The organism is Streptomyces sp. NPDC001832, from assembly GCF_040297265.1.
In the GTDB taxonomy this organism is placed as follows: Bacteria; Actinomycetota; Actinomycetes; order Streptomycetales; family Streptomycetaceae; genus Streptomyces.
Genome location: NZ_JBEOYU010000015.1, coordinates 105,129 through 123,872 on the forward strand (window position 1 = coordinate 105,129; position 18,744 = coordinate 123,872).

Genomic DNA, 18,744 nt, shown 5'->3' on the forward strand with positions numbered 1-18,744 from the left:
CATGATCGAACTCCCCGCGTTCCTCAACGGAACCGCCACCTGCGCCCAGCCCGAACACGACCCCGACCTCTGGGCCTCCACTCTCCCCGCCGACCAGGCCGAGGCCGCCCGCATCTGCCGCGGCTGCCCCCTTCGGCCCGCGTGCACCGACCACGCCCTCACCACCGGGGAGCAGCACGGCACCTGGGGCGGCCTCACCGCCAAGGAACGCCGCCGCATCCTCCGCCCCGACGACGACACGTTCCTCGACGGTCAAGGCCGCGTCCGTGTCCCCTGCGGCACGTACAAGGCCCTGTGCGCCCACCTGCGATACGGGGAGGAGTGCGAGGAGTGCAGGAATGCTCAGGCCGCTCGCACCCGGGCTGACCGGCTGACACGGCTGGCCGCCGAGCACGAGGTGGGCGGAACAGTGACGGGGGCCCGAATCCACCGGCTTCTCAGCGAGCCGGTGTGCGTCGGATGCCGGGCAGCGGTGGCACGGCAGTCCGCGGCGCAGCGAGCGGCACGGCAGGCCCGAGAGCGGCGGCCGGCACTCGCACTGGCGTCATGACGGGCGATACAACCTTTCTGCCGCGCCACACGTCATCAGTCGCATATCCACCATCAGAACCACGAGGAGCACCATGAGCCTTCAGAGCCACGTCGACGACCAGCTCGAACCGAAGGATGCTGCGCGCAACGCGTTGCTCAAGGCCATAGCCGAGCAGGCCGAAGCCACGACGGACTTCACGGCGCAGAGCGCAGCCCCCGCCCTGCGCGACCTTGCCGAGGCCTACGCCTGGGTCGTAAGCCCGAACAACGCGCACTGACGACGCAGCTCAGACGCCCCGTCACCCACCAGGTGACGGGGCGTCGACATGCTCAGACGACGTACGTCGGACTACTCCGACGACGCCCTGTTCTTCCCCGCGGCAATCTGGCCGGCCGTCTCCCCCGTCACACCCATACGCTCACCGATCGCCCGGTACGTGTGCCCCTGTCCCTTGGCCGTGATGACCGCCTGCTGACGCACATCCGCCAGCACCCGATGCAGCTCAGGCCACTCCCGGAGCAGCTCCGAGCAGGCCGCGGCCCGGTCCACCGCATCGGGGATCGCCTCCAGCGCCCGCAGCGCCTCACGCACCCGCTTTACCTCTTCAGCCACGACAGCCACCTCCCGGCCGGAGCGTAGAACTGCACAGACACCCATCCAAGGGGTACCCTCTGGAATGACCAAGGGGTACCCCTTGGTTACGTCTGGATGGGCCGACGACGCCCGACGACGCCCCACAACTGAACGAGCCCCGGCAGGACTGCGAATCCTGACCGAGGCTCTGACCACCGGAGAGTGACCTCCATGGCTACACCACAGCCTACCCAGCCGCCACGGGCACCCTGGTACGCGCGACTTGCGACCAGCGCCGGCCGCCCCGCCGTCCTCGGCGCCACCCTCATCATGTCGATGCCCGGCGAGTACCACGTCGCCCGCTTCGCCGGATGGTCCGACCCGTGGGCGTACGGCATGCCGTTCTCCCTCTCCGCCTACGCCGGGATCGCCGCCGTGATCGCCGCAACCCGGCCCAAGGGCGCCCGCGGCCGGTTCTCCGCCACGGCGGGCGCAGCGTTCGCGATCGCCCTTGCCCTGGCCGCGCAGGTCGTGGCGCACCTGGTGAACACCGGGCACATGAACCGTGATCAGGCGTGGCTGATCGCCGTCACGTCGATGGTGCCCCCGGCTGTTCTCGCGCACCTGCTGCACCTTGCCGCGACGCCGACACCTGTCGTCACCCCGCTGACCAGCGTTGACACCCCGGCCGCCGAACCCGTCGTCGAGCGGATCGAGCAGGCCCCCGTGCTGCCGCCCCTGCCGAAGCAACCCCCGGCCGCCCCGCAGCTCCCGCCGCCCGTCAAAGAGCAGCAGCCCGCCCCGATCGTCTACCGCGATCCCCGGTGCGCAGCCGTCCGCCCGCTGTACGACGGAGGGGCCAGGCCCGGCACCGCCGCCATGCGCAATGCCCTCATCGCCGCCGGACACAGCCGCGTCGGCGACTCCACCATCCGCGGCGTCATCCGCGCGGAGATCGAGGAGCACGAACCCGCCCTGGCCGCGTACCCGCCGGCCCTTCCCACCACCCGCACCGCGTAGCCCATGCTCGCCGTGCTCGACGTGTTCTTCCCGCTCGCGGCCCTGTCCGGGCTGCTCGGTCTCGCCTACGTGGCACTCACCGACGTCCCCCGCATCACCGGGACCGTCGCCCTCATCGTCACTTTCGCGGCGCTCGGCGTCGCCATCCTCCACTGAGGACTCCCGTGCCTGATCGCCCGATCACCCCGACCCGGATCATCCCGGCCAGCGCCCCGCTTCCCGAGCGCGGGCCCGAGCCCGGGGAGGTTCCGCCGTGGCGTGCCGCACCGGCCCCGCCCGCGCCGCCTGCGGCCCCGGTTCCGCCGCCCGCCGCACCCCCGGCCGTACCGCCGCCCCCGCCGCCCGTGCAGCAGATCTTCATCCCGCAGGGCCCGGTCGAGGTCCACGTCACCCTCCAGCCCCCGGAGCCCGAGCCGACCCGGTGGGAGCGATTCACCTCCTGGATCGGGCAGTTCGGCCGACCGTGGCAGATCTGCGGGGCGCTCACCCTCGCCCTGCTGCCGATCCCTGGCGTCGGGTACAGCATCGCCACCACCTGGGCCTTTGCTGTGTCCGAAACCCGCGACATGTGGGGGCAGGGCGCCGGATACACCCTCGCCCTCACCCCGCTCGCCTGGGCACTGCTGCGCATCTACTACTGCGGCGGCACCATCCGCCGGTTGCTCGTCCTCGCCGTGGCCCTGGTCGGCCTGACCGGCGCCATCCACCTCTACGACCCCGTCACCTGGATCACTGGAGTGCGCCCGTCATGACCACCACCCAGACCGGCGCCACCCTCGCCGCATGCGCTATCGCCGTCGCCATCCTCGGCATCCAGCTCCGCAAATGGTGGACGGGCGGCCGTGCCTGGAAAGACCTCCTGCACACGGTCCAGGGCTTCGTCACCGGCGCCCTCGGCACCGCGTGCGCCGGAGGCATCCTCGGCTGGCTCGCCGGATGCACCCGCCAAGTCGCCAACGGCGCCGGCGGAAAGGCCGTCACCGGCGTCACCGGAACCGAATCCAGCGCCCCCATCGCCACCGGCTCCATCGGGCAGCTCAGCGAAGAAGGCGGAGCGGTCGTCTTCCTCGTCGCCGTGATTCTCTTCGTCACCTACAAGGCCGTCGGCAAGGACGAGAAGGGCAAGCTCCTCGGCGCCATGGCTGCCGGGTTCATCCTGTGCGCCACCGCAGGCGTTGCCGGGGCGCTCCACGGACTCCCCGAACTGGTCAACAGCATCGGGCTGTCCGGTCGGAACATCCTGGAGAGGAACACCTGATGGCCGAGCTGGAGACCACCAAGCGCCAACGCGCCGCGCGCACCCTCACCGCTGGACAGCGCTACCTCATCCGCAACCTCGCCGAGCGCGCTGCCGAGTGGGTGCGCGCCGGCCGCCGCGACGACCTCGACGGCGTCGCCGCAATCCTCGGATGCATCCTGCGCCTGGTCCTGCTCGCCGCCGGAGCGTACGGAACGTGGTGGCTACTCCGGCGCTGGCCCGCGATCCTGTGGGCCGCCGTCCCGCTCTGGTGCTGGGCCGCCATCCGCGCCATCCCCGACGAAGACGAGGAGTCCCCCGCAGCGACCGAGTCCCCCGAGGCGCAGAAGGAACAGCTCCACGCGCTCGTCCGCGACCTCATCGGGGACCGGCCCGGCGTGCATCTCTCCACCCTTCTCGCCCACCTTCAGAAGCACGGGCAGGGGGAGGGCTGGGAGGTGGCGGATCTGCGAGCCCGACTGCCGCGCCTCGGGATCCCCGTCCGCCGCTCCGTGAAAGTCAAGCGCCGTGTGGCGTACGGGGTGCACCGCGACGACCTCCCGCAGTCCTCCCCGGCCGAGGGCGAGCAGCAGGCCGCCTGACGGTCTACCACCCGCATCTACCTGCGGATCTACCACCCCAGCTGCCCCTATCTACCCGCGATCTACTGGTGGATCTACCGCCGATCTACGACGCCTGACTGTCAGCACCCAGTTGTCAGTCCCTGCCCGTACCGTGGACGTGTCCCCATACGCGCTTCATGGCTGCTGCGCTGCTACGGACCGAGGCCCTGCCCGAACATCCCACTGGGCAGGGCCTCTTCGCGTTTCCCCCACACCGCTTTCACGCCCATGACACGATGCCTTTTCGACTCAACTGAGGGGGAGACCACGCATGCGCACCACCACCAGCCTGCTCGCCGCGGCCGTCGCGCTTACCGGGCTGACCGCCTGTTCCGGCAGCAGTGACGACGACAAGGCCACCTCGTCCAGCGGGCCGGAAACGGCGGTCACCACCTACACCGCCGCCTACTTCAAGGGCGACGCCACCACCGCGTACGAGGCCCTGTCGAAGCGCTGCAAGGGGAAGATCGGGCCGGATGCGTATGCCGGTGTCGTGAAGCAGGCCAGCACCGAATACGGCACCGACCACCCCGCCACGGACGTGCAGGCGGACGTGTCCGGGGACATGGCCCGCGTCACGTACAAGGTGAAGGGGTTGCCCAAGTTCGACCAGGAGGCGCAGCCGTGGGCGCGTGAGGGTGGGGCCTGGCGGTACGACGCCTGCTGAACCGGCCCGGCCCCGCCACCGCGCGGGGCCGGCGCATGTCCGCGACATACACACCTCAAGATCCGAGATCCGCCGAAATCCGTACCCTCCCGCACAGGAGGAGGTACGGACATGGACGACCCGCAAGCGCGACCGCACGACGGCCGAGGCCGGTTCGTCCGTACCATCACCACGGCGCAGCGGGACGCCGAAGCCGCCCTGCTCCGGTCGAAGGGCTGGACGTACCCGCGCATCGCCGCCGAACTCGGCTACAACCACCGTGCCGACGCGTACAACGCCGTCCAGCGCGTCCTTAAGGAGACCGTTCGCGAGGCCGGTGAGAACGTCCGCACCCTCGAACTGGAGCGCCTGGACCGCCTGGAGGCCGCCGCGAACGAGGTTCTGGAGCGGGAGCACGTCACCGTGTCCAACGGCCGCATCGTGTCCCTCGACGGTGCGCCACTCCCCGACGACGGCCCGGTCCTTGCCGCGATCGACCGCCTGCTGAAGATTCAGGAGCGCCGCGCGCGCCTCCTCGGCCTCGACGCCCCTGTGAAGCGCGACATCAGCCTGACCGACGAACGCGCCGCCGCGATCGAAGCGCTCGTCGAGGAGCTGGGCGAGCAGTGACCATCGTGGATCTCCGGAGCCGTCTCTCCGGCATGACCGAAGCGGAGCTGGACCTCTTGGAGGAGAAGCTCCGCGCCAAGCTGTGGCAGAAGCGGTGGGACCGCTGGACCCCGTACCCGTGGCAGGTGGCCCCCGAGGAGATCGAGACCCTCGGGTGGTGGCTCCAGCTCGGCGGCCGAGGCACCGGCAAGACGGACGGCTGCGCCCGGTACATGGTCGAGCACGTCAACGGACCCCCGTGCGACGACCGGCTACGCGGCGGGCATCGCATGGCCATCGTCGCCCCGACACAGGGCGACGCCGTCGAAGCCTGCGTCAACGGCCCCTCCGGGCTGCGCGGCCATGACCCCCGCGTCGTGCTCCGCACCGGGGCCGGCGGCACCTTTGCGCGGTGGCCGTCCGGCGCCGAGGCCAAGCTGTTCGGTGCCCACTCGCCGGACGACGTCGAGCGCCTCCGCGCCGGTGGCAACCGCTGCCTGGTGTGGATGGAGGAGGCCGCTGCGATGCGCCGTCTCGGTGAGGCGATCACGCACTCGGAGATGGGGCTCCGGATCGGTCCGAACCCCCACTACATTGCGAGCACCACGCCGAAGCCTCGTACTGAGCTGATCGAGCTGACCCGCCGCGCGGATGTCACCGTGACCCGCGGCCGGACCCGCGACGCTACCCACCTGCCGCAGGAGCAGCGGGACAAGCTCATTGCCAAGTACGCCGGCACCCGCATGGAGGCGCAGGAGCTCGACGGGCTGCTCTTGGAGGACATCGAGGGCGCTCTGTGGTCCCGGTCTGGACTTGACGCCACCCGCGTAGGTGCAGCCCCGCCCATGGCCCGCGTCGTCGTTGCGATGGACCCCGCCGCCACGTCCGGCGACGAGTCCGACGAGATGGGCATCATCGTGGCCGGCCTCGGCCAGCAGTACATCCCCGATCTCAACGGGACGTCGCGCCGCCACGGGTACGGGCTCGATGATCTGTCCGGCCGCATGCCGCCGCTTGATGCCGCCCGCCGTGCCATCAAGGCGTACCACCACCACCGTGCGGACGCGATCATTGCCGAGGTCAACAACGGCGGTGACTGGATCGGCACCGTCATCCGGCAGATCGATCCCACCGTGAACTACCGCACCGTTACCGCCAGCCGCGGCAAGCTCACCCGCGCCGAGCCCGTGGCCGCCCTGTCGGAGCAGCAGGCCCTCCACATCATCGGCAGCCTGCCCGAGCTGGAAGAGCAGCTGGTGTCGTGGGTGCCGGGCGACGCGTCACCGGACCGTCTGGACGCGTGGGTGTGGGCCATGACCTTTCTGATGCTCGCGCCCGCGGGCAACCTTGCCGCGGTCGCATAGGAGGACGCGCACATGGGACGACTCAAAGACGCGCTCGACGCCGCATTCGGCCGACGCGCCATCGGCATGGACACCCTCCGGGACCGGCGCCCGATCACCGTGGCCAGCATTGGCGGGCAGCAGTCCCTCACACTGGACCTGGACGCCGAGGCCCGCGGCTACGCGAACAGTGCGGTGGCGTACCGGTGCGTGGCCGCCATCGCCGACAACGGGTCCTCCGTGCCGGTCGTCGTGCGGCGCACGGACGGGTCGGTCATCGAGCAGCACCCCGTCGCGCAGCTCTTCAACAAGCGACCGAACCCGCAGATGTCCGGCAGGGTGTTCAAGTCGCTGCTGCTCCAACAGGCCGAGCTGGCCGGGCAGGCGTTCGTGTGGCTGGATCGCGGCGAGACCGGGATGGGCGACGTTGCCGAGGCGCACCCGGTGTTCGACCCGGTCGACGTGATCGTGTCCAAGCCCTTGGCACAGCGGCCGACGACGGCCGACATCATCGGGTTCATGATCCGGCGCCTCGACGGGGTGCAAGTCCCCGTGCTGCCGGAGGAAATGCTCTGGCTCCGGTACCCGCACCCGTTCGATCCGCTCGGGTGCCTGGCTCCGTGGAAGGCTGCCCGGCACGCGGTGGACATGGACGCGTACGCCCGCGAGTGGCAGCGCTCCAGCTACAAGAACGGGGCGTCGCCGACGGGCGTCGTCTACCTCGGCCAGATGGAAGAGCAGCAGTTCAACGCCGCCAAAGCCGCCTGGCGCAGCAGCATGACGGGCCCGGCGAACGCGGGAAAGAACCTCCTCGTCTCCTCCCCGCCCGGCGGCGGTACGCCCGTTTCGTACGCCCGCGTCGGGCTGACAGCCGAGGAGATGGACTACCTCGAATCCCGCATGGCCAACGCGTCCGAGGTCATGATGGCGTTCGGGATCCCGCACGACTTCCTCGCGGCCGGGACCACGTACGAGAACCGGTCCGCAGCAAAGACGCTCCTGTGGTCGGACACGATCAAGCCCAAGTTGGAGCTGATCGGCAGCGAGATCGACCGTATCCTCCTCCCGAGCGAATCCGAGGAGGCGGAGTTCGACCTGTCCGGCGTGGACGCTCTTCAGGAGTCCCGCACGGCCGTCGTCGATCGCACCGTGTCCCTTGTCGACTCCGACGTCCTCATGCTCGACGAGGCCCGAGCGGATATCGGCCGGGAACCACTCCCCGCCGGGGCAGGGCGGCTCACGATCAGCGCGTACCGGGCGCAGTACAACATGCCCCCGCCCCGCCTCAACGAGCGCTTGGACGTGACCGAGTTGGAGGCCGCTGTACACCGCGCGGTCGCTGACGTGCTGGCGCCCGTCGTCGCAAGAATGACGCAGGCCGACGCCCCCGCGACGCCCCGTCGTCTGGAGTTGACACGGGCGGACGACAACCCGTCGTCGCCGTCGCTGGATGACATCAACGCCGCCTATGACGACTTGGAGGCCGCAGGGCGCAGCGCCGTCCGGGCCCTGGCCAAGGAGCAGTCCGCCCGGGTGCTGCGCGACTTCGACCGATTGATGAAGAAGCCGCAGCGCTCCTCCGAGTGGCTCAGCGAGGTGCGGGCCGAAGCATGCGCCCTAGCTCGCGAGCAGACCATCATCCTCGCCCCGCCGGACCTGGACGTCGTGCCGGCCGCCCGCGCCACGGACATGGACGTGGCGACCGGACCGGATGGGTGGGAGGAGCGCATCAGGGCGCGCGAGATCTTCGACCCGCGGTACTGGCGGCGTCGCACGGCCGAGGTGCTGCGCCCGTTCGTTGAGCGGGCATGGCGCCGCGGCGGGGTATCGATCGCGCCGAGCTTCGACCTGGACGAGCCGGACGTGGCCGATGCCCTGGCCGACCGCATCGACGAGTTGGCCGGGCAGGTGACAGCGACGACTGAGCAGGTGCTCCGCTCCCAGCTGCTCGCGCACGGCGTGGCCGAGGGCGAATCGGTGCCCGAGCTGCGTGCCCGAATCCAGAAGGTGTTTACGAACCTGTCCGACTTCCGGGCGACGATGATCGCGCGGACGGAGACGGTGGGCGGGTACAGCGCGGCGTCGCACATGGCTGCCCTGGACCGGGGTGCGGTGCGAAAGACGTGGATGTCGACCGACGACACCCGGACCCGCCGGACACACCGCCTGGCGCAGGGCGACACCGTGCCGATGAACAAGCGCTTCACGCTCACCGAGTCGCGGTGGCCTGCCGACTCGGCAGCCCCGGCAGCCCAGTCCATTCAGTGCCGGTGTGCGCTGACCTTCGAGTTCGAGGAGAACTGACCATGTCCACGAACTACACCCCCTGCCCCAGCGGCAAGCACCGCGTCCACCCGAACCAGTCGTGCGAAGAGGTGGGCGACCGCGCCTGGGACCCGATCATCGGATACCGCACGGAGGCTGAGGCTGCCCCCAACCCGCCCCAGTTCACTGGCATTCTCGGATCCAGCGCGAAGGAGTCCTGACCATGGCAACGTTGCTGCGCGGCGAGGTCCGCGCCATCCTCCAGCCCGCCGGGCATGCCCAGTACGCCGGGGCCTACTGCCCGCCCGGTGTGCCGTTCAAGGAGGTCCGCCGCGGCCCGTTCGACGGGAAGCAGGACATTGCCGTACGGCCTGACGCCGACGGCGAGCTGCCGAAGCACATGACCTTCGGTGGCGGCCGGGTCGTCTACGAGTACGACGGCCGCGACAAGCAGCACCGGGCCGTCTACCGGTACTCGCCGCTCCTGTCCCCGTCGCACCGCGAGGTGATGACCGGGGTGGCCGAGGTGTACGCCGAGCACGCACTGAAGAAGGAGGGCCAGTGATGGAGCTGGAATTCAGGTCCCTGGAGGACATCGACTGGCGGCTCGGCGAGGACGGCGACGGCACGTTCGAGGGCCTGGCATGCCGGTACGGCGTCGTCGACAGCTACGGCACGACGTTCCACCCGCGCGCGTTCCGCAAGGGGCTGAAGGGGCAATACGCCCTCCTCTTCATGCACTCCCCGTTCCAGCCGGTCGGCACGTTCTCGGCCGAGGAGCGGGACGACGGCCTGTACATCAGCGGCCGGTACGACGACACGGCGGCCGGGCGCGACGCCCGCACCATGGCCCGCTCCGGCAGTGCCTCGGAGCTGTCCGTTGGGTTCGTCCGTACCGACCTGCCGGAGTGGTCCAAGCTGGCCGAGATGAGCGACGAGGACCGCGAGACCACCATCGCGAACATCAAGGGCGCCCGGCTGGTGGAGGTCTCGCAGATCACCGCCCGCATGGCCGCCGTGCCCGGCTCGAAGCTCAAGACCGTACGCAGCGCCCTTGGTGATCTGTACGAGCAGGTCGACGCCCCCACCCTCGACGAGCAGGCCCACCAGGCCGAGGAGGAGCAGTCGGCCGACGTCCGGCGGATGGGCGAGCGGCGCCGCCGGGCCGCGCTGCTCCGGCTCGTCTGACGACGCAGGTAGACGGGCGTCGTCCGCGACATACACACCTCCCAAACACGCGGACGGCGTTTCGATCTACCCTCGCCGCAATGATCCGGGGCTCACACCGGACGTAAAAGCCGTGAGCATGCCGGGCGCGATCCACCGGCCGTGAAAGACGGACCGCAGACCCCCAGACATCTGGGCGGCTGCGAGCCGTCCACGGAACCGGAAGGACGCCGCGATGAACACCCACTCGCTCCCGCGTCACCCCCGGACCGGAGTCCGTGCCGTCGGCATCGTCGGCGGACGCCCGGTCTACCCCATCAAGGGCGGCGCCCCGACACTGCTGGAGCAGCGCGACGAGGTCGCCAAGCTCCTCGCCGACGACTCGTACGACGGCGACGTCGACGAACTTCTCAAGCGCGCCGACGACATCGCCGCAAAGATCGAGCAGGCCAACCAGCGCGACGCCCGACTCCGCCAGCTGCGCGCCGCAAACCTCCCCGCTGGCGACCCGCAGCCCAACCCGGGCCAGCGGCAGCAGCCGGGCATGCAGCCCGACGACCAGGGCACCCCGCATCCGGTGAACGCGGCCGAGGCGTTCGTACGGTCCGCCGCTCTCGCTCACTTCCGCGCCAACGGCGCCGTCGGTAAGTTCTCCGTCGAGCACCGCGATGCCCCGACCGGCACCGTCACCACCACGAACGGTGTCCCGACCCGGCCGGAGCGGGTGCCGGGGATCATCCCGCAGAACCCCGACTTCCCCCTCCTCATCGCGAACCTCCTCGACCGGCAGACGTCCAGCGGCAACACGCTGGAGTACGTCCGCGACACGTCCGGACCCGTCGAGGGCGCAGGTACGTGGAACAAGGCCGCGGTCGTGCCTGAGGGGACGATGAAGCCACAGAGCGGTCCGTTCTCATGGGACACGATCACCACGTCCCTCAAGACCGTGGCCCACTGGGTGCCCATCACCCGCCAGGCCGCCGACGACGACGGCCAGATGATGGGCTACATCAACGGCCGCCTCACTTACGGCCTGGAGTACAAGCTCGACCGGCAGATCCTCACTGGCAACGGCACCACGGAGATGCAGGGGATCCTCACCACTCCGGGTATCGGCGCGTACCAGCCGGGCGCCGGGTCCACGGACTCGAAGCTGATCACGCTGCGGAAGGCGAAGACGCAGGGCGAGCTGGCCTTGTACCCGCCGGACGCTGTGGTCCTTAACCCGCTCGACTGGCAGGACATCGAGCTGGACCAGGACGGCACCGGCCAGTTCCGCGTCATCACCAACGTGACCGAGGGCGCGGCAGCGCTCCGCATCTGGGGCCTCCAGGTCGTCACCAGCGTCGCCATGGCGGCCGGTACGGCGCTGCTCGGCGGCTACCGCACCGGCGCCACGCTGTGGGAGCGACAGGGCATCACCATCCTCATGACCGACAGCCACGCGGATCTGTTCCTCGCGAACACGCTGGTCATCCTGGCCGAGCGCCGGGCGAACGTGGCCGTGCACACCCCCAGGGCGTTCGTGAAGGTCACGTTCGCAGCGGCCCCGTGATGGGCTTCATCCAGGCCGCCGTCAGCAGCGGCACACGCGTAGAGGGGCAGGACGTCGTAGACCTCCGCATCGTGGAGGGCGACCTCGGCGGTGGCGGGTCCACGGCATGGGCCGACATCACCGGCAAGCCAGCCACGTTCACGCCGACGATCGGCGCCACCGCCACCACGGCGGTCGCGGGCAATGACTCGCGGCTGGTGGCTGGCGCCGCTGGTACGGCAACGGTGCGGGCGCTCGGCACCACGGCGACCACGGCGGCGGCCGGCAACGACGCCCGCCTCCTCACCGGAACGGCAACCGCGGTCAACAACGCCGCGGCGGCGCCGACTCAGGCCGAATTCAATGCGCTGCTCGCCGCTCTGCGGGCGCGCGGCATCATCACCGGGAGCTGATCACCATGGCAGCGAAGAAGACCGACGAGCAGCCGCAGGCCGCTGTGCGGACGCAGGAGTACGCGGCCGGTACCGGCTGGCAGGTCGGCCAGACCGCGCCCGAGGACGCGTTCCGGGCACTGGACGCCGGGGGTACTGGTGCCCCGGTCGGCCCGGTCGTGGCCGTGCATCCGGGTGGGTACGCCCGGCAGATCGTCGCCAAGGGCGCTCTCGTGACGGAGGGCGTGCGCCGCGAACTCGACGCGGCCGAGGCCGAGAGCACCGAGGGCTGACCCATGGCGTACTGCTCCGTGGAACAGGCGAAGAACGCAGGCTGCACCGGCACTGACGCCGAGGTCGCTGCGTGGATCGCTGCTGCCACGGAGCGGATCACCGCCTACACGCAGCAACTCTTTGAGCCCACCCCCTTGGTGGTGGTCGCGGACGTGGCGCCGGACGGGACCTGTCTTCTCCCGCGCCGCGTCCGCTCGGTGTCCTCGGTGACACCCGTCGTCGCCACGGACGACGCCCCGTCGCTCCCGTCGTCAGCATGGCGGGTCACGTCGTCTGACGTGCTCGGACAGGTCGACGCCGTGCTCCTGCGGTGGGGCGGGTACGACGACCTCATCGTCGGGGCTGAGTCCTGGAACGGCGGCTGGCGCGGGCTCTGGGACCAGTGGGGCATGGAACAGGCCCGCATCACCGGCGAGTTCGGATACGCCGAAGTCCCGCTCCTCGTTGGTCAGGCGTGCGCCCTGCTTGCCGCGCACATCCAGGCGCAGGCCGCCCCGTCCGATGCCGACGCCACACAGGCGCCGGGCCTGGACGTGGACGACGAGGGCAACAACGTCCGCATCGAGAACGACACCGAGACGACGCCCGTCCCCCCGTCGGCGTCTACCGGATCGACGCAGGTAGACGCCCTCCTCGTCGGCTACCTCACCCGCGGCTACAACCTGATCGGCGGTGTCTGATGGTCTCCGGCAGCTTCAGCATGGACGCCCGCCAGTTTGAGCGCGGCCTCCGCCGATGGGTCGGCCGCCTCTCCACGGAGTCCAAGCGTGCCGCAGACCGGGCCGGTACCCGCGTGCAGAACGAGGCCAGGCGTCGCGCCCCGGTCGACACCGGCCGCCTCCGCTCCTCGATCGTCTCCCGGTCCGAGGACCACGGCCGCACCTACGAGGTCACTGTCGGCACGAACGTCAACTACGCCGCGGATGTTGAGTACGGCACCGCCCCGCACCGCATCTACCCCCGCACCAAACAGGCCCTGTACTGGCCCGGTGCCGCCCACCCAGTGGCGTACGTCAACCACCCCGGCACCGCCCCGCACCCATTTTTGGCCCCGTCTATCGCCATGGCTGAGACGTGGCTGCGCGAGGAGCTGGCGCGCGCCGGCAGGAGGGTTCGCTGATGGCTGCCACCACGTCCGGCGCCATCAAGGCGTACCTGGAATCCCTGGCGTTCGGCGTCCCTGTGTTCCGTGACGGACCGCGTGACGGGCAGAGCTGCCCGTTCATCGTGGTCACCGAGGCGCTGTCCACGGGGCTCGACACGAGCGGCAACGGGGACTTCGGTGACCCGTCCGCTCCAATTGCCATCGTCGAGAAGGTTGCGGTTGACCTGGTGCAGAACGCCCGCAGCAAGGCCAACGCCGTGACTGCAAAGAACGTCGAGCGGTACGGCCTCGCCGAGGCGATCGCGCGAGCCCTTCACGGCCACGGGCTGCCCGCGCACCCGGCCAAGGTCACCGCGGTCCGCGTCACCGACATCGACCGGTTCCCCATCAGCAACAACCGCACCCGGACCAGCATCACCGTGGAAATCCACCGCGAACTACTCGCCGAGGAGGTCACCCCCGCATGACCGACGTCACCATCCTCGCTCTACCGCGCGAGGAGGTAATTGCCGGGCTCGGCCGTGACTTCTGGCCCACCCCCGACGACGCCACTCTCCTGCGCATAGACCCCGCCGCCGGGGTCACCGACGGAGCCGTCGTCATCTACGCCACCCCCGGCATGCCCGGCGTCATGTGGTGGCTCATCGACGGAGTCATCCCCCCGCAAGCCGCCGGCCTGGTCACTGAGGAGCTGGCCGCGCAGGTACCGGGCTCGGTGCTGGAGGCTCCGCCGCCCATCACTGACCCCGAACAGCCCCGGCCCACCTACCCGTAGCCCCGTCCGGGCCGAACCCCGGCACCAGGAAGGACACACCATGCCGATCTCACGAGTGACCAAGCTGTACGCGGTCGAGGACTGCAAAGTCTTCCCGCTGCTCGCCGACCCCGAGGGCGGCGCCCCGTCGTACGGCGCGGGCATCGACGTACCCGGCATCAAGAGCATGGAGATCTCCGGCGACGTGGAGGTGAAGGAACTCCGCGGCGACAACGGACTGTTGGACAGCGACTCGTCGATCTCGAACGTGACCGTTTCGTACCCGCACGCCAAGCTCAGCCTCGACGTGCTCAAGGCACTGCTGGACAGCACGGTCACGGACTCCGGCACAACCCCGGCGCAGGTGTCGAAATGGTCGATGAAGCAGGGCGCGAAACCGCTGCCGTACAAGCTCGTCGGCAAGACCCCCACATCTGGCGGTGACGCCGTCGGCGGTGACGTCCACTTCACCCTCCACAAGTGCGTGATGAGCAGCTTCCCCGGCCTCGGTCTCGCTGAGGAGGACTACCGCACGATCGAGAACGAAGCCCGCGCCGTGCCGCTCATCTCGACCGGCGAGTGGGTCGACGTGGAGATCCACGAGACCGCCACAGACATCCCGACCACCGCCACCCCGTGATCCCCGGGCGGGCGCGCGGAACCTCCGTCTACGCCGCCGCCCGCCCGGCGCCTCTCCTCTTCCGCAGGCCGAAACCCGGCACTCATCCAGGAGCCCACCGTGACCACAGCAGCACCCCTTACCGCCCTCGGACGCGAAATCACTTTCGTGGACGGCACCACCGGCCGCCTCCGCTACAGCCTTGGTGCCCTCGCCCTGCTTGAGCAGCGGCACGGCGGCATCGACGGCATCCTGTCCGTCTTCGAGAAGATCGACGGCAAGGGCAGTGGGCTCTCCGGGGTCGTCATCGGCCCGATGCTCGAACTCATCGGCGCCGGTCTCACCGGGTCGGGCGGGTTCGTCCCCCACATCACCGAGCGCGTGGTGACAGTCCGGGAGGAAACCCCCGACGGCCGCAAGACCAGCCGCGACGTACGAGAGGTCACCGCCGTCCGCTACGTCCGCCAGTCCGACCGCCGCGAACTCGGCGACCTCCTCGACTTCAACGGCTTCGACCAGCTGGTAGACGCCATGACCGAGGCGTTCGCGGAGGCGTTCCCGCAGGGGGAAGAGGAGGCCCCGGCGGGGCCGGTCATCGACGTGGAACTGCCGGACACCTTCCGTGGGACGAGCTCTACTACCTCGGCACCGTCACCCTCGGACGCTCCGACAACGCCTTCTGGCACCTGACCCTCGCCCAACTCCTCGCCCTTGCCGACCAACACCGCCACGCCGCAGGCCAGTCGGCCCCCGAACCCGCCGGCGGCGAATCCCTCCTCGGATTCGCTGCGATGCGCCGCACCTGAACGGAGGTGAGCTATGTCCGACCCGCACCTCACCGGACACGTAGGCCTTGACCTGACTGGCCTGATCGAGGGCCTGCGCTTCGCGCGTGCCGTCACCAACCGGCAGATCAGCCGCCTCGTCCGCGACGCAAACCAGCGTCTGCGGGGAGTTGACACGAACTCGCTGACTTCGCGGCTCAGCAAGGTGGGCACCAAGATCGGGCAGGGATTCGGTGCTGCGCTTGGCCCGTTGGTGTCGCTGAAGGGCGCTGTGGTGCTGATGCTGCCGCAGATTGCCGCGCTGGCCGTAAGCCTGGCACAGATCGCCCCTGCTGCCGCACTCGCCGTGTCCGGTGTCCTGGCGATCGGTCTTGCGGTAGGCACGCTGAAGATCGCCATGTCCGGTGTGGGCGACGCCGTGAAGGCGGCGCTCGACCCGTCGGACCCGGAGGCGTATGCCGAGGCGCTCAAGAAGCTCACGCCGAACGCCCGCGCTTTCGTGGAGCAGATCCACAAGGCACAGCCCGCCTTCGATGCCATCAAGAAGACGGTGCAGGACAGGGTCTTTGCCGGGCTCGACAAGCAGCTCTCCTCTACTGCAAAGGTGGCGCTGCCCGAATTGCGGACAGCGCTCAGCAGCACCGCAGGAACCCTCAACCAAATGGCCACGGGCGTGTTCACTGCCGTCCGCGGCCTCGCGAAAGAAGGGGCGCTCGGGGTCGCGCTGAAGGGTGCGACACAGGGGCTCCACGAATTCCGTCGGGTACCGGGCCAAGTCGTCACCGGACTCGTCCAGATCGGAGCTGCCGCCGCGCCCGCATTCGAGCGGGTTTCGAAAGCGGGCGGGTCAGCCATGGACCGCCTGTCCGTGAAGATCGATAAGGCGCTCAAGTCCGGCGGTATGGAATCCGCGATCAACGGTGCCATCGACCTACTCGCACAACTCGGCCGGGTGATAGGCAACGTCAGCGCCATCTTCGGCAATTTGATCAAGGCACTCAGCCAGGGCGACGGCCTGTTCGGAACGCTGGAGAAGATCACCGGGGCGTTGAAGGACGCCACCGCCACTCCCGGATTCCAGCGCGCGCTTCAGGCCCTGTCGCAGACGATGGGCGTCCTTACCTCCACTATCGCGCCGCTCCTCGGCCAGGCCCTGGGCGTCCTCGGCCCGGTCATCGAGGCCTTGGCCGGACCTGCACAGCAGCTCGTGCGGGTCCTTGGGGATGCGCTCAGCCGGATTATGACCGCACTCGGCCCGGTTCTTGCCTCGCTCGCGACGGCGTTCGGCAATCTGGTGGTGTCGCTGCTGCCCCTGGTGGATGTGGCCGGCACTCTCATCGCCGCCCTGTTGCCTGCGCTGGTCCCGCTCTTCGATGCCCTGTCGCAGGTCTTTGTCGCGCTGGCCCCGGTCATCCAGCAGATCGCAACCAACCTGGCCGCTCAGCTGGTGCCGATCCTGGAGTCGCTGGCCCCGATCCTCGCGCAGATCCTTCCGCCCTTTGTTCAGTTGGCGCAGGAGGTCGGACCACAGCTCACGGAAATGCTTGCCCGACTGACCCCGGGTTTCTTGGACCTGTCAACAAAGATCGCTGATCTGTGGATCCAGATGGCACCCCTGATCGCCAAGGTGCTGGAGCTCCAAGTCGCGCTTGCCGAGAAGCTGCTGCCGATCATCCTGCCGGTCGTCGGCGGCCTCGTCATGCTGATCACGACCGGATTCAGTGCGCTGGTCGACATCCTGTCCCGCTACGTCATCCCCGCCGTCCAACTGATCGTGGCCGTCCTCCAGGGCGACTTCAGCGGCGCCGTGAAGCACGCCACGACGATCGTGTCCAACTTCAAAGAGGACGCGCTCAAAGCCATCAAGGGGATGGCTGACCAGGTCGGGCCGCTCCTTGCACGCTTCGCGGCAGTAGTCGGCCAGTATGCGCTGGACGCCGGACACCGGCTCGTGGACTCGATCCGCCGGAAGATCGACGAAGCCCTCGCCTACTTCCGCGACCTGCCCGGCCGGATCCGCGGCGCCATTCCGTCGGCCGGGTCGATCCTGACCGGTATCGGGCGCTCGATCGTGCAGGGCCTAGTCGACGGGATTCGGTCGGCGATCCCGTCGGTGCAGAGTGTGCTGTCCGGTCTGACGAACATGATCCCGAACTGGAAGGGACCGGCCCGGAAGGACGCCACGCTGCTGACCCCGGCGGGCAAGTCCATCATCAAGGGCCTGGTGGCTGGGATCGACGCGTCCACGGCGTCGCTGAAGTCGAAGCTCAACAGCATCACGACCACGATCGAGCGCGCGATCACCATCAACAAGGGCAACCGCAAGAAGCTGCCCGGCCTCAACTCGCTGCTGAAACGGGTGGAGAGCGACAACAAGAAGCTGCTCTCCCTCGCCAAGTCCCGCGACAAGGTGGCGGCCTTGCTGGCTGCGGCGCAAAAGAAGCTCGACGACGCCACCAAGGAACGCTCGAAGGCCGCGGCGGACATCCGTGACGGCATCCTCGGCGACGCGAACATCACCACCGGCAACAACGTCGTCAACTCGGTCTCCGCGATCACGATCGGGCTCCAGCTCGCCGTGAAGAAGACACAGGACTTTGCCGCGAACCTGGCCAAGCTGAAGAAGGCCGGGCTCCGGTCCGACCTGCTCGGCGACATCGCGAGCGCCGGTGTGGACAGCGGCGCGGCAACGGCCCAGGCGCTGGCTCGTGCGACTCCGGCCGAGCTGAAGCGCATCAACGATCTCCAGGCGCAGCTCGCGAAGGCGGCAACGACCACAGGCACTTCAGTGGCCGGCGCCCTTTACGACTCCGGTGTGAAGGCCGCTCAGGGCCTGGTCGATGGGCTGAAGAAACAGCAGGGCGCCATCGAGAAGCAGATGGAGAAGCTGGCCTCGGCCATGGTCAAGGCGATGAAGAAGGCCCTCAAGATCAAGTCTCCGTCGCGGGTATTCATGGGCATCGGCGAGCTGTCCGGAGACGGGCTCCGCGAGGGCATGCTCCGCTCCCGCGCGGCGGTGGCTGCCGCGTCCGCGTCCATGGCCTCGGCTGCGGTAGGGGCTGCTGATGTGGCCGGGCGGGCGATGCGCACGATCCCCGCTCCGGGGCAGCTCACGGCCGCGTACGCGGGCACAGCAGGCGGCGGGGACACGACGAACAACTTCTACCTCCAGGGCAGCGACGCCACCCCGGACGGCATCCTCCGCGCCCTGTCCTGGCAGGGCCTCATCGGACGAAAGGGCTGACC

At 69.5% G+C, this 18,744-nt stretch carries 25 protein-coding genes; 24 read left to right on the top strand and 1 reads right to left on the bottom strand.

What is annotated here, in order from left to right:
• The first annotated feature begins 1 nt into the window (after position 1).
• Together ABT115_RS15080 and ABT115_RS15085 are read left to right on the top strand one after the other, a co-directional pair.
• Entirely contained in the window at positions 2–550 is a 549-nt protein-coding gene (locus tag ABT115_RS15080; protein WP_351788829.1) for a WhiB family transcriptional regulator, read from the top strand.
• A 73-nt stretch (positions 551–623) separates the two neighbouring features.
• Positions 624–809, top strand: coding sequence for a hypothetical protein (locus tag ABT115_RS15085; protein ID WP_351788832.1), 186 nt, complete (start codon positions 624–626; stop codon positions 807–809).
• Between the two features lie 71 nt (positions 810–880).
• Here ABT115_RS15085 and ABT115_RS15090 read toward each other — a convergent pair whose 3' ends face one another.
• Complete coding sequence (locus ABT115_RS15090) at positions 881–1,144, bottom strand: hypothetical protein (RefSeq protein WP_351788834.1); 264 nt, start codon at positions 1,142–1,144, stop codon at positions 881–883.
• Between the two features lie 192 nt (positions 1,145–1,336).
• Here ABT115_RS15090 and ABT115_RS15095 point away from each other — a divergent pair, with 192 nt between their 5' ends.
• The 22 genes from ABT115_RS15095 (at position 1,337) to ABT115_RS15200 (ending at position 18,742) form a co-directional block, all read left to right on the top strand.
• Positions 1,337–2,125: a hypothetical protein gene (locus tag ABT115_RS15095; protein ID WP_351788836.1), complete on the top strand. Its 789-nt coding sequence runs from the start codon at positions 1,337–1,339 to the stop codon at positions 2,123–2,125.
• Between the two features lie 3 nt (positions 2,126–2,128).
• A complete protein-coding gene (locus ABT115_RS15100; protein ID WP_351788839.1) occupies positions 2,129–2,281 on the top strand; it encodes a hypothetical protein in 153 nt (50 codons plus the stop codon).
• An 8-nt stretch (positions 2,282–2,289) separates the two neighbouring features.
• Positions 2,290–2,877 (top strand): hypothetical protein, encoded by a 588-nt coding sequence (locus ABT115_RS15105; RefSeq protein ID WP_351788841.1) that lies wholly within the window; start codon positions 2,290–2,292, stop codon positions 2,875–2,877.
• On the top strand, positions 2,874–3,383 hold the full coding sequence (locus tag ABT115_RS15110) for a hypothetical protein (RefSeq protein ID WP_351788843.1): 510 nt from the start codon (positions 2,874–2,876) through the stop codon (positions 3,381–3,383). The genes ABT115_RS15105 and ABT115_RS15110 overlap by 4 nt, the downstream gene beginning before the upstream one ends.
• Positions 3,383–3,964, top strand: coding sequence for a hypothetical protein (locus tag ABT115_RS15115; RefSeq protein ID WP_351788846.1), 582 nt, complete (start codon positions 3,383–3,385; stop codon positions 3,962–3,964). Before ABT115_RS15110 ends, ABT115_RS15115 begins: the two co-directional genes overlap by 1 nt.
• Before the next feature lie 292 nt (positions 3,965–4,256).
• Positions 4,257–4,652, top strand: a complete 396-nt coding sequence (locus ABT115_RS15120; RefSeq protein ID WP_351788849.1) for a hypothetical protein — start codon at positions 4,257–4,259, stop codon at positions 4,650–4,652.
• 111 nt (positions 4,653–4,763) lie between these two features.
• Positions 4,764–5,261 (top strand): hypothetical protein, encoded by a 498-nt coding sequence (locus tag ABT115_RS15125; RefSeq protein ID WP_351788852.1) that lies wholly within the window; start codon positions 4,764–4,766, stop codon positions 5,259–5,261.
• A complete protein-coding gene (locus ABT115_RS15130; RefSeq protein WP_351788855.1) occupies positions 5,258–6,604 on the top strand; it encodes a terminase large subunit domain-containing protein in 1,347 nt (448 codons plus the stop codon). Before ABT115_RS15125 ends, ABT115_RS15130 begins: the two co-directional genes overlap by 4 nt.
• A gap of 12 nt (positions 6,605–6,616) precedes the next feature.
• Positions 6,617–8,887 carry a phage portal protein gene (locus ABT115_RS15135; RefSeq protein ID WP_351788858.1) on the top strand — a complete coding sequence of 757 codons (2,271 nt, stop codon included), beginning with the start codon at positions 6,617–6,619 and terminating at the stop codon, positions 8,885–8,887.
• A gap of 2 nt (positions 8,888–8,889) precedes the next feature.
• Positions 8,890–9,069: a hypothetical protein gene (locus ABT115_RS15140; protein WP_351788861.1), complete on the top strand. Its 180-nt coding sequence runs from the start codon at positions 8,890–8,892 to the stop codon at positions 9,067–9,069.
• A gap of 2 nt (positions 9,070–9,071) precedes the next feature.
• Positions 9,072–9,413, top strand: a complete 342-nt coding sequence (locus ABT115_RS15145; RefSeq protein ID WP_351788864.1) for a hypothetical protein — start codon at positions 9,072–9,074, stop codon at positions 9,411–9,413.
• A complete protein-coding gene (locus tag ABT115_RS15150) occupies positions 9,413–10,036 on the top strand; it encodes an HK97 family phage prohead protease (RefSeq protein ID WP_351788867.1) in 624 nt (207 codons plus the stop codon). The genes ABT115_RS15145 and ABT115_RS15150 overlap by 1 nt, the downstream gene beginning before the upstream one ends.
• A 214-nt stretch (positions 10,037–10,250) precedes the next feature.
• Positions 10,251–11,570, top strand: a complete 1,320-nt coding sequence (locus ABT115_RS15155; RefSeq protein ID WP_351788870.1) for a phage major capsid protein — start codon at positions 10,251–10,253, stop codon at positions 11,568–11,570.
• Positions 11,570–11,962, top strand: a complete 393-nt coding sequence (locus tag ABT115_RS15160) for a hypothetical protein (protein ID WP_351788872.1) — start codon at positions 11,570–11,572, stop codon at positions 11,960–11,962. Before ABT115_RS15155 ends, ABT115_RS15160 begins: the two co-directional genes overlap by 1 nt.
• A 5-nt stretch (positions 11,963–11,967) precedes the next feature.
• The gene (locus tag ABT115_RS15165) at positions 11,968–12,234 is read left to right on the top strand and encodes a hypothetical protein (protein ID WP_351788875.1); all 267 of its coding nucleotides are present in this window, start codon (positions 11,968–11,970) and stop codon (positions 12,232–12,234) included.
• A 3-nt stretch (positions 12,235–12,237) separates the two neighbouring features.
• On the top strand, positions 12,238–12,915 hold the full coding sequence (locus tag ABT115_RS15170; RefSeq protein WP_351788878.1) for a hypothetical protein: 678 nt from the start codon (positions 12,238–12,240) through the stop codon (positions 12,913–12,915).
• Positions 12,915–13,355 carry an HK97 gp10 family phage protein gene (locus ABT115_RS15175; RefSeq protein WP_351788880.1) on the top strand — a complete coding sequence of 147 codons (441 nt, stop codon included), beginning with the start codon at positions 12,915–12,917 and terminating at the stop codon, positions 13,353–13,355. The genes ABT115_RS15170 and ABT115_RS15175 overlap by 1 nt, the downstream gene beginning before the upstream one ends.
• Positions 13,355–13,807 (top strand): hypothetical protein, encoded by a 453-nt coding sequence (locus tag ABT115_RS15180; RefSeq protein ID WP_351788883.1) that lies wholly within the window; start codon positions 13,355–13,357, stop codon positions 13,805–13,807. The genes ABT115_RS15175 and ABT115_RS15180 overlap by 1 nt, the downstream gene beginning before the upstream one ends.
• The gene (locus ABT115_RS15185) at positions 13,804–14,115 is read left to right on the top strand and encodes a hypothetical protein (protein ID WP_351788886.1); all 312 of its coding nucleotides are present in this window, start codon (positions 13,804–13,806) and stop codon (positions 14,113–14,115) included. The genes ABT115_RS15180 and ABT115_RS15185 overlap by 4 nt, the downstream gene beginning before the upstream one ends.
• A gap of 40 nt (positions 14,116–14,155) precedes the next feature.
• A complete protein-coding gene (locus ABT115_RS15190; protein WP_351788889.1) occupies positions 14,156–14,734 on the top strand; it encodes a phage tail protein in 579 nt (192 codons plus the stop codon).
• 99 nt (positions 14,735–14,833) lie between these two features.
• The gene (locus ABT115_RS15195; protein WP_351788892.1) at positions 14,834–15,403 is read left to right on the top strand and encodes a hypothetical protein; all 570 of its coding nucleotides are present in this window, start codon (positions 14,834–14,836) and stop codon (positions 15,401–15,403) included.
• Positions 15,404–15,532: 129 nt separating this feature from the next.
• Complete coding sequence (locus ABT115_RS15200) at positions 15,533–18,742, top strand: phage tail protein (RefSeq protein WP_351788895.1); 3,210 nt, start codon at positions 15,533–15,535, stop codon at positions 18,740–18,742.
• Positions 18,743–18,744: the final 2 nt, after the last annotated feature.

Excerpts from the sequence above, each read along its gene's own strand:
- ABT115_RS15080 (WP_351788829.1), top strand. The coding sequence starts at position 2 with ATGATCGAACTCCCCGCGTTCCTCAACGGAACCGCCACCTGCGCCCAG.
- ABT115_RS15085 (WP_351788832.1), top strand. The coding sequence starts at position 624 with ATGAGCCTTCAGAGCCACGTCGACGACCAGCTCGAACCGAAGGATGCT.
- ABT115_RS15095 (WP_351788836.1), top strand. The coding sequence starts at position 1,337 with ATGGCTACACCACAGCCTACCCAGCCGCCACGGGCACCCTGGTACGCG.
- ABT115_RS15100 (WP_351788839.1), top strand. The coding sequence starts at position 2,129 with ATGCTCGCCGTGCTCGACGTGTTCTTCCCGCTCGCGGCCCTGTCCGGG.
- ABT115_RS15110 (WP_351788843.1), top strand. The coding sequence starts at position 2,874 with ATGACCACCACCCAGACCGGCGCCACCCTCGCCGCATGCGCTATCGCC.
- ABT115_RS15115 (WP_351788846.1), top strand. The coding sequence starts at position 3,383 with ATGGCCGAGCTGGAGACCACCAAGCGCCAACGCGCCGCGCGCACCCTC.
- ABT115_RS15120 (WP_351788849.1), top strand. The coding sequence starts at position 4,257 with ATGCGCACCACCACCAGCCTGCTCGCCGCGGCCGTCGCGCTTACCGGG.
- ABT115_RS15125 (WP_351788852.1), top strand. The coding sequence starts at position 4,764 with ATGGACGACCCGCAAGCGCGACCGCACGACGGCCGAGGCCGGTTCGTC.
- ABT115_RS15135 (WP_351788858.1), top strand. The coding sequence starts at position 6,617 with ATGGGACGACTCAAAGACGCGCTCGACGCCGCATTCGGCCGACGCGCC.
- ABT115_RS15140 (WP_351788861.1), top strand. The coding sequence starts at position 8,890 with ATGTCCACGAACTACACCCCCTGCCCCAGCGGCAAGCACCGCGTCCAC.
- ABT115_RS15145 (WP_351788864.1), top strand. The coding sequence starts at position 9,072 with ATGGCAACGTTGCTGCGCGGCGAGGTCCGCGCCATCCTCCAGCCCGCC.
- ABT115_RS15150 (WP_351788867.1), top strand. The coding sequence starts at position 9,413 with ATGGAGCTGGAATTCAGGTCCCTGGAGGACATCGACTGGCGGCTCGGC.
- ABT115_RS15155 (WP_351788870.1), top strand. The coding sequence starts at position 10,251 with ATGAACACCCACTCGCTCCCGCGTCACCCCCGGACCGGAGTCCGTGCC.
- ABT115_RS15160 (WP_351788872.1), top strand. The coding sequence starts at position 11,570 with ATGGGCTTCATCCAGGCCGCCGTCAGCAGCGGCACACGCGTAGAGGGG.
- ABT115_RS15165 (WP_351788875.1), top strand. The coding sequence starts at position 11,968 with ATGGCAGCGAAGAAGACCGACGAGCAGCCGCAGGCCGCTGTGCGGACG.
- ABT115_RS15170 (WP_351788878.1), top strand. The coding sequence starts at position 12,238 with ATGGCGTACTGCTCCGTGGAACAGGCGAAGAACGCAGGCTGCACCGGC.
- ABT115_RS15175 (WP_351788880.1), top strand. The coding sequence starts at position 12,915 with ATGGTCTCCGGCAGCTTCAGCATGGACGCCCGCCAGTTTGAGCGCGGC.
- ABT115_RS15180 (WP_351788883.1), top strand. The coding sequence starts at position 13,355 with ATGGCTGCCACCACGTCCGGCGCCATCAAGGCGTACCTGGAATCCCTG.
- ABT115_RS15185 (WP_351788886.1), top strand. The coding sequence starts at position 13,804 with ATGACCGACGTCACCATCCTCGCTCTACCGCGCGAGGAGGTAATTGCC.
- ABT115_RS15190 (WP_351788889.1), top strand. The coding sequence starts at position 14,156 with ATGCCGATCTCACGAGTGACCAAGCTGTACGCGGTCGAGGACTGCAAA.
- ABT115_RS15200 (WP_351788895.1), top strand. The coding sequence starts at position 15,533 with ATGTCCGACCCGCACCTCACCGGACACGTAGGCCTTGACCTGACTGGC.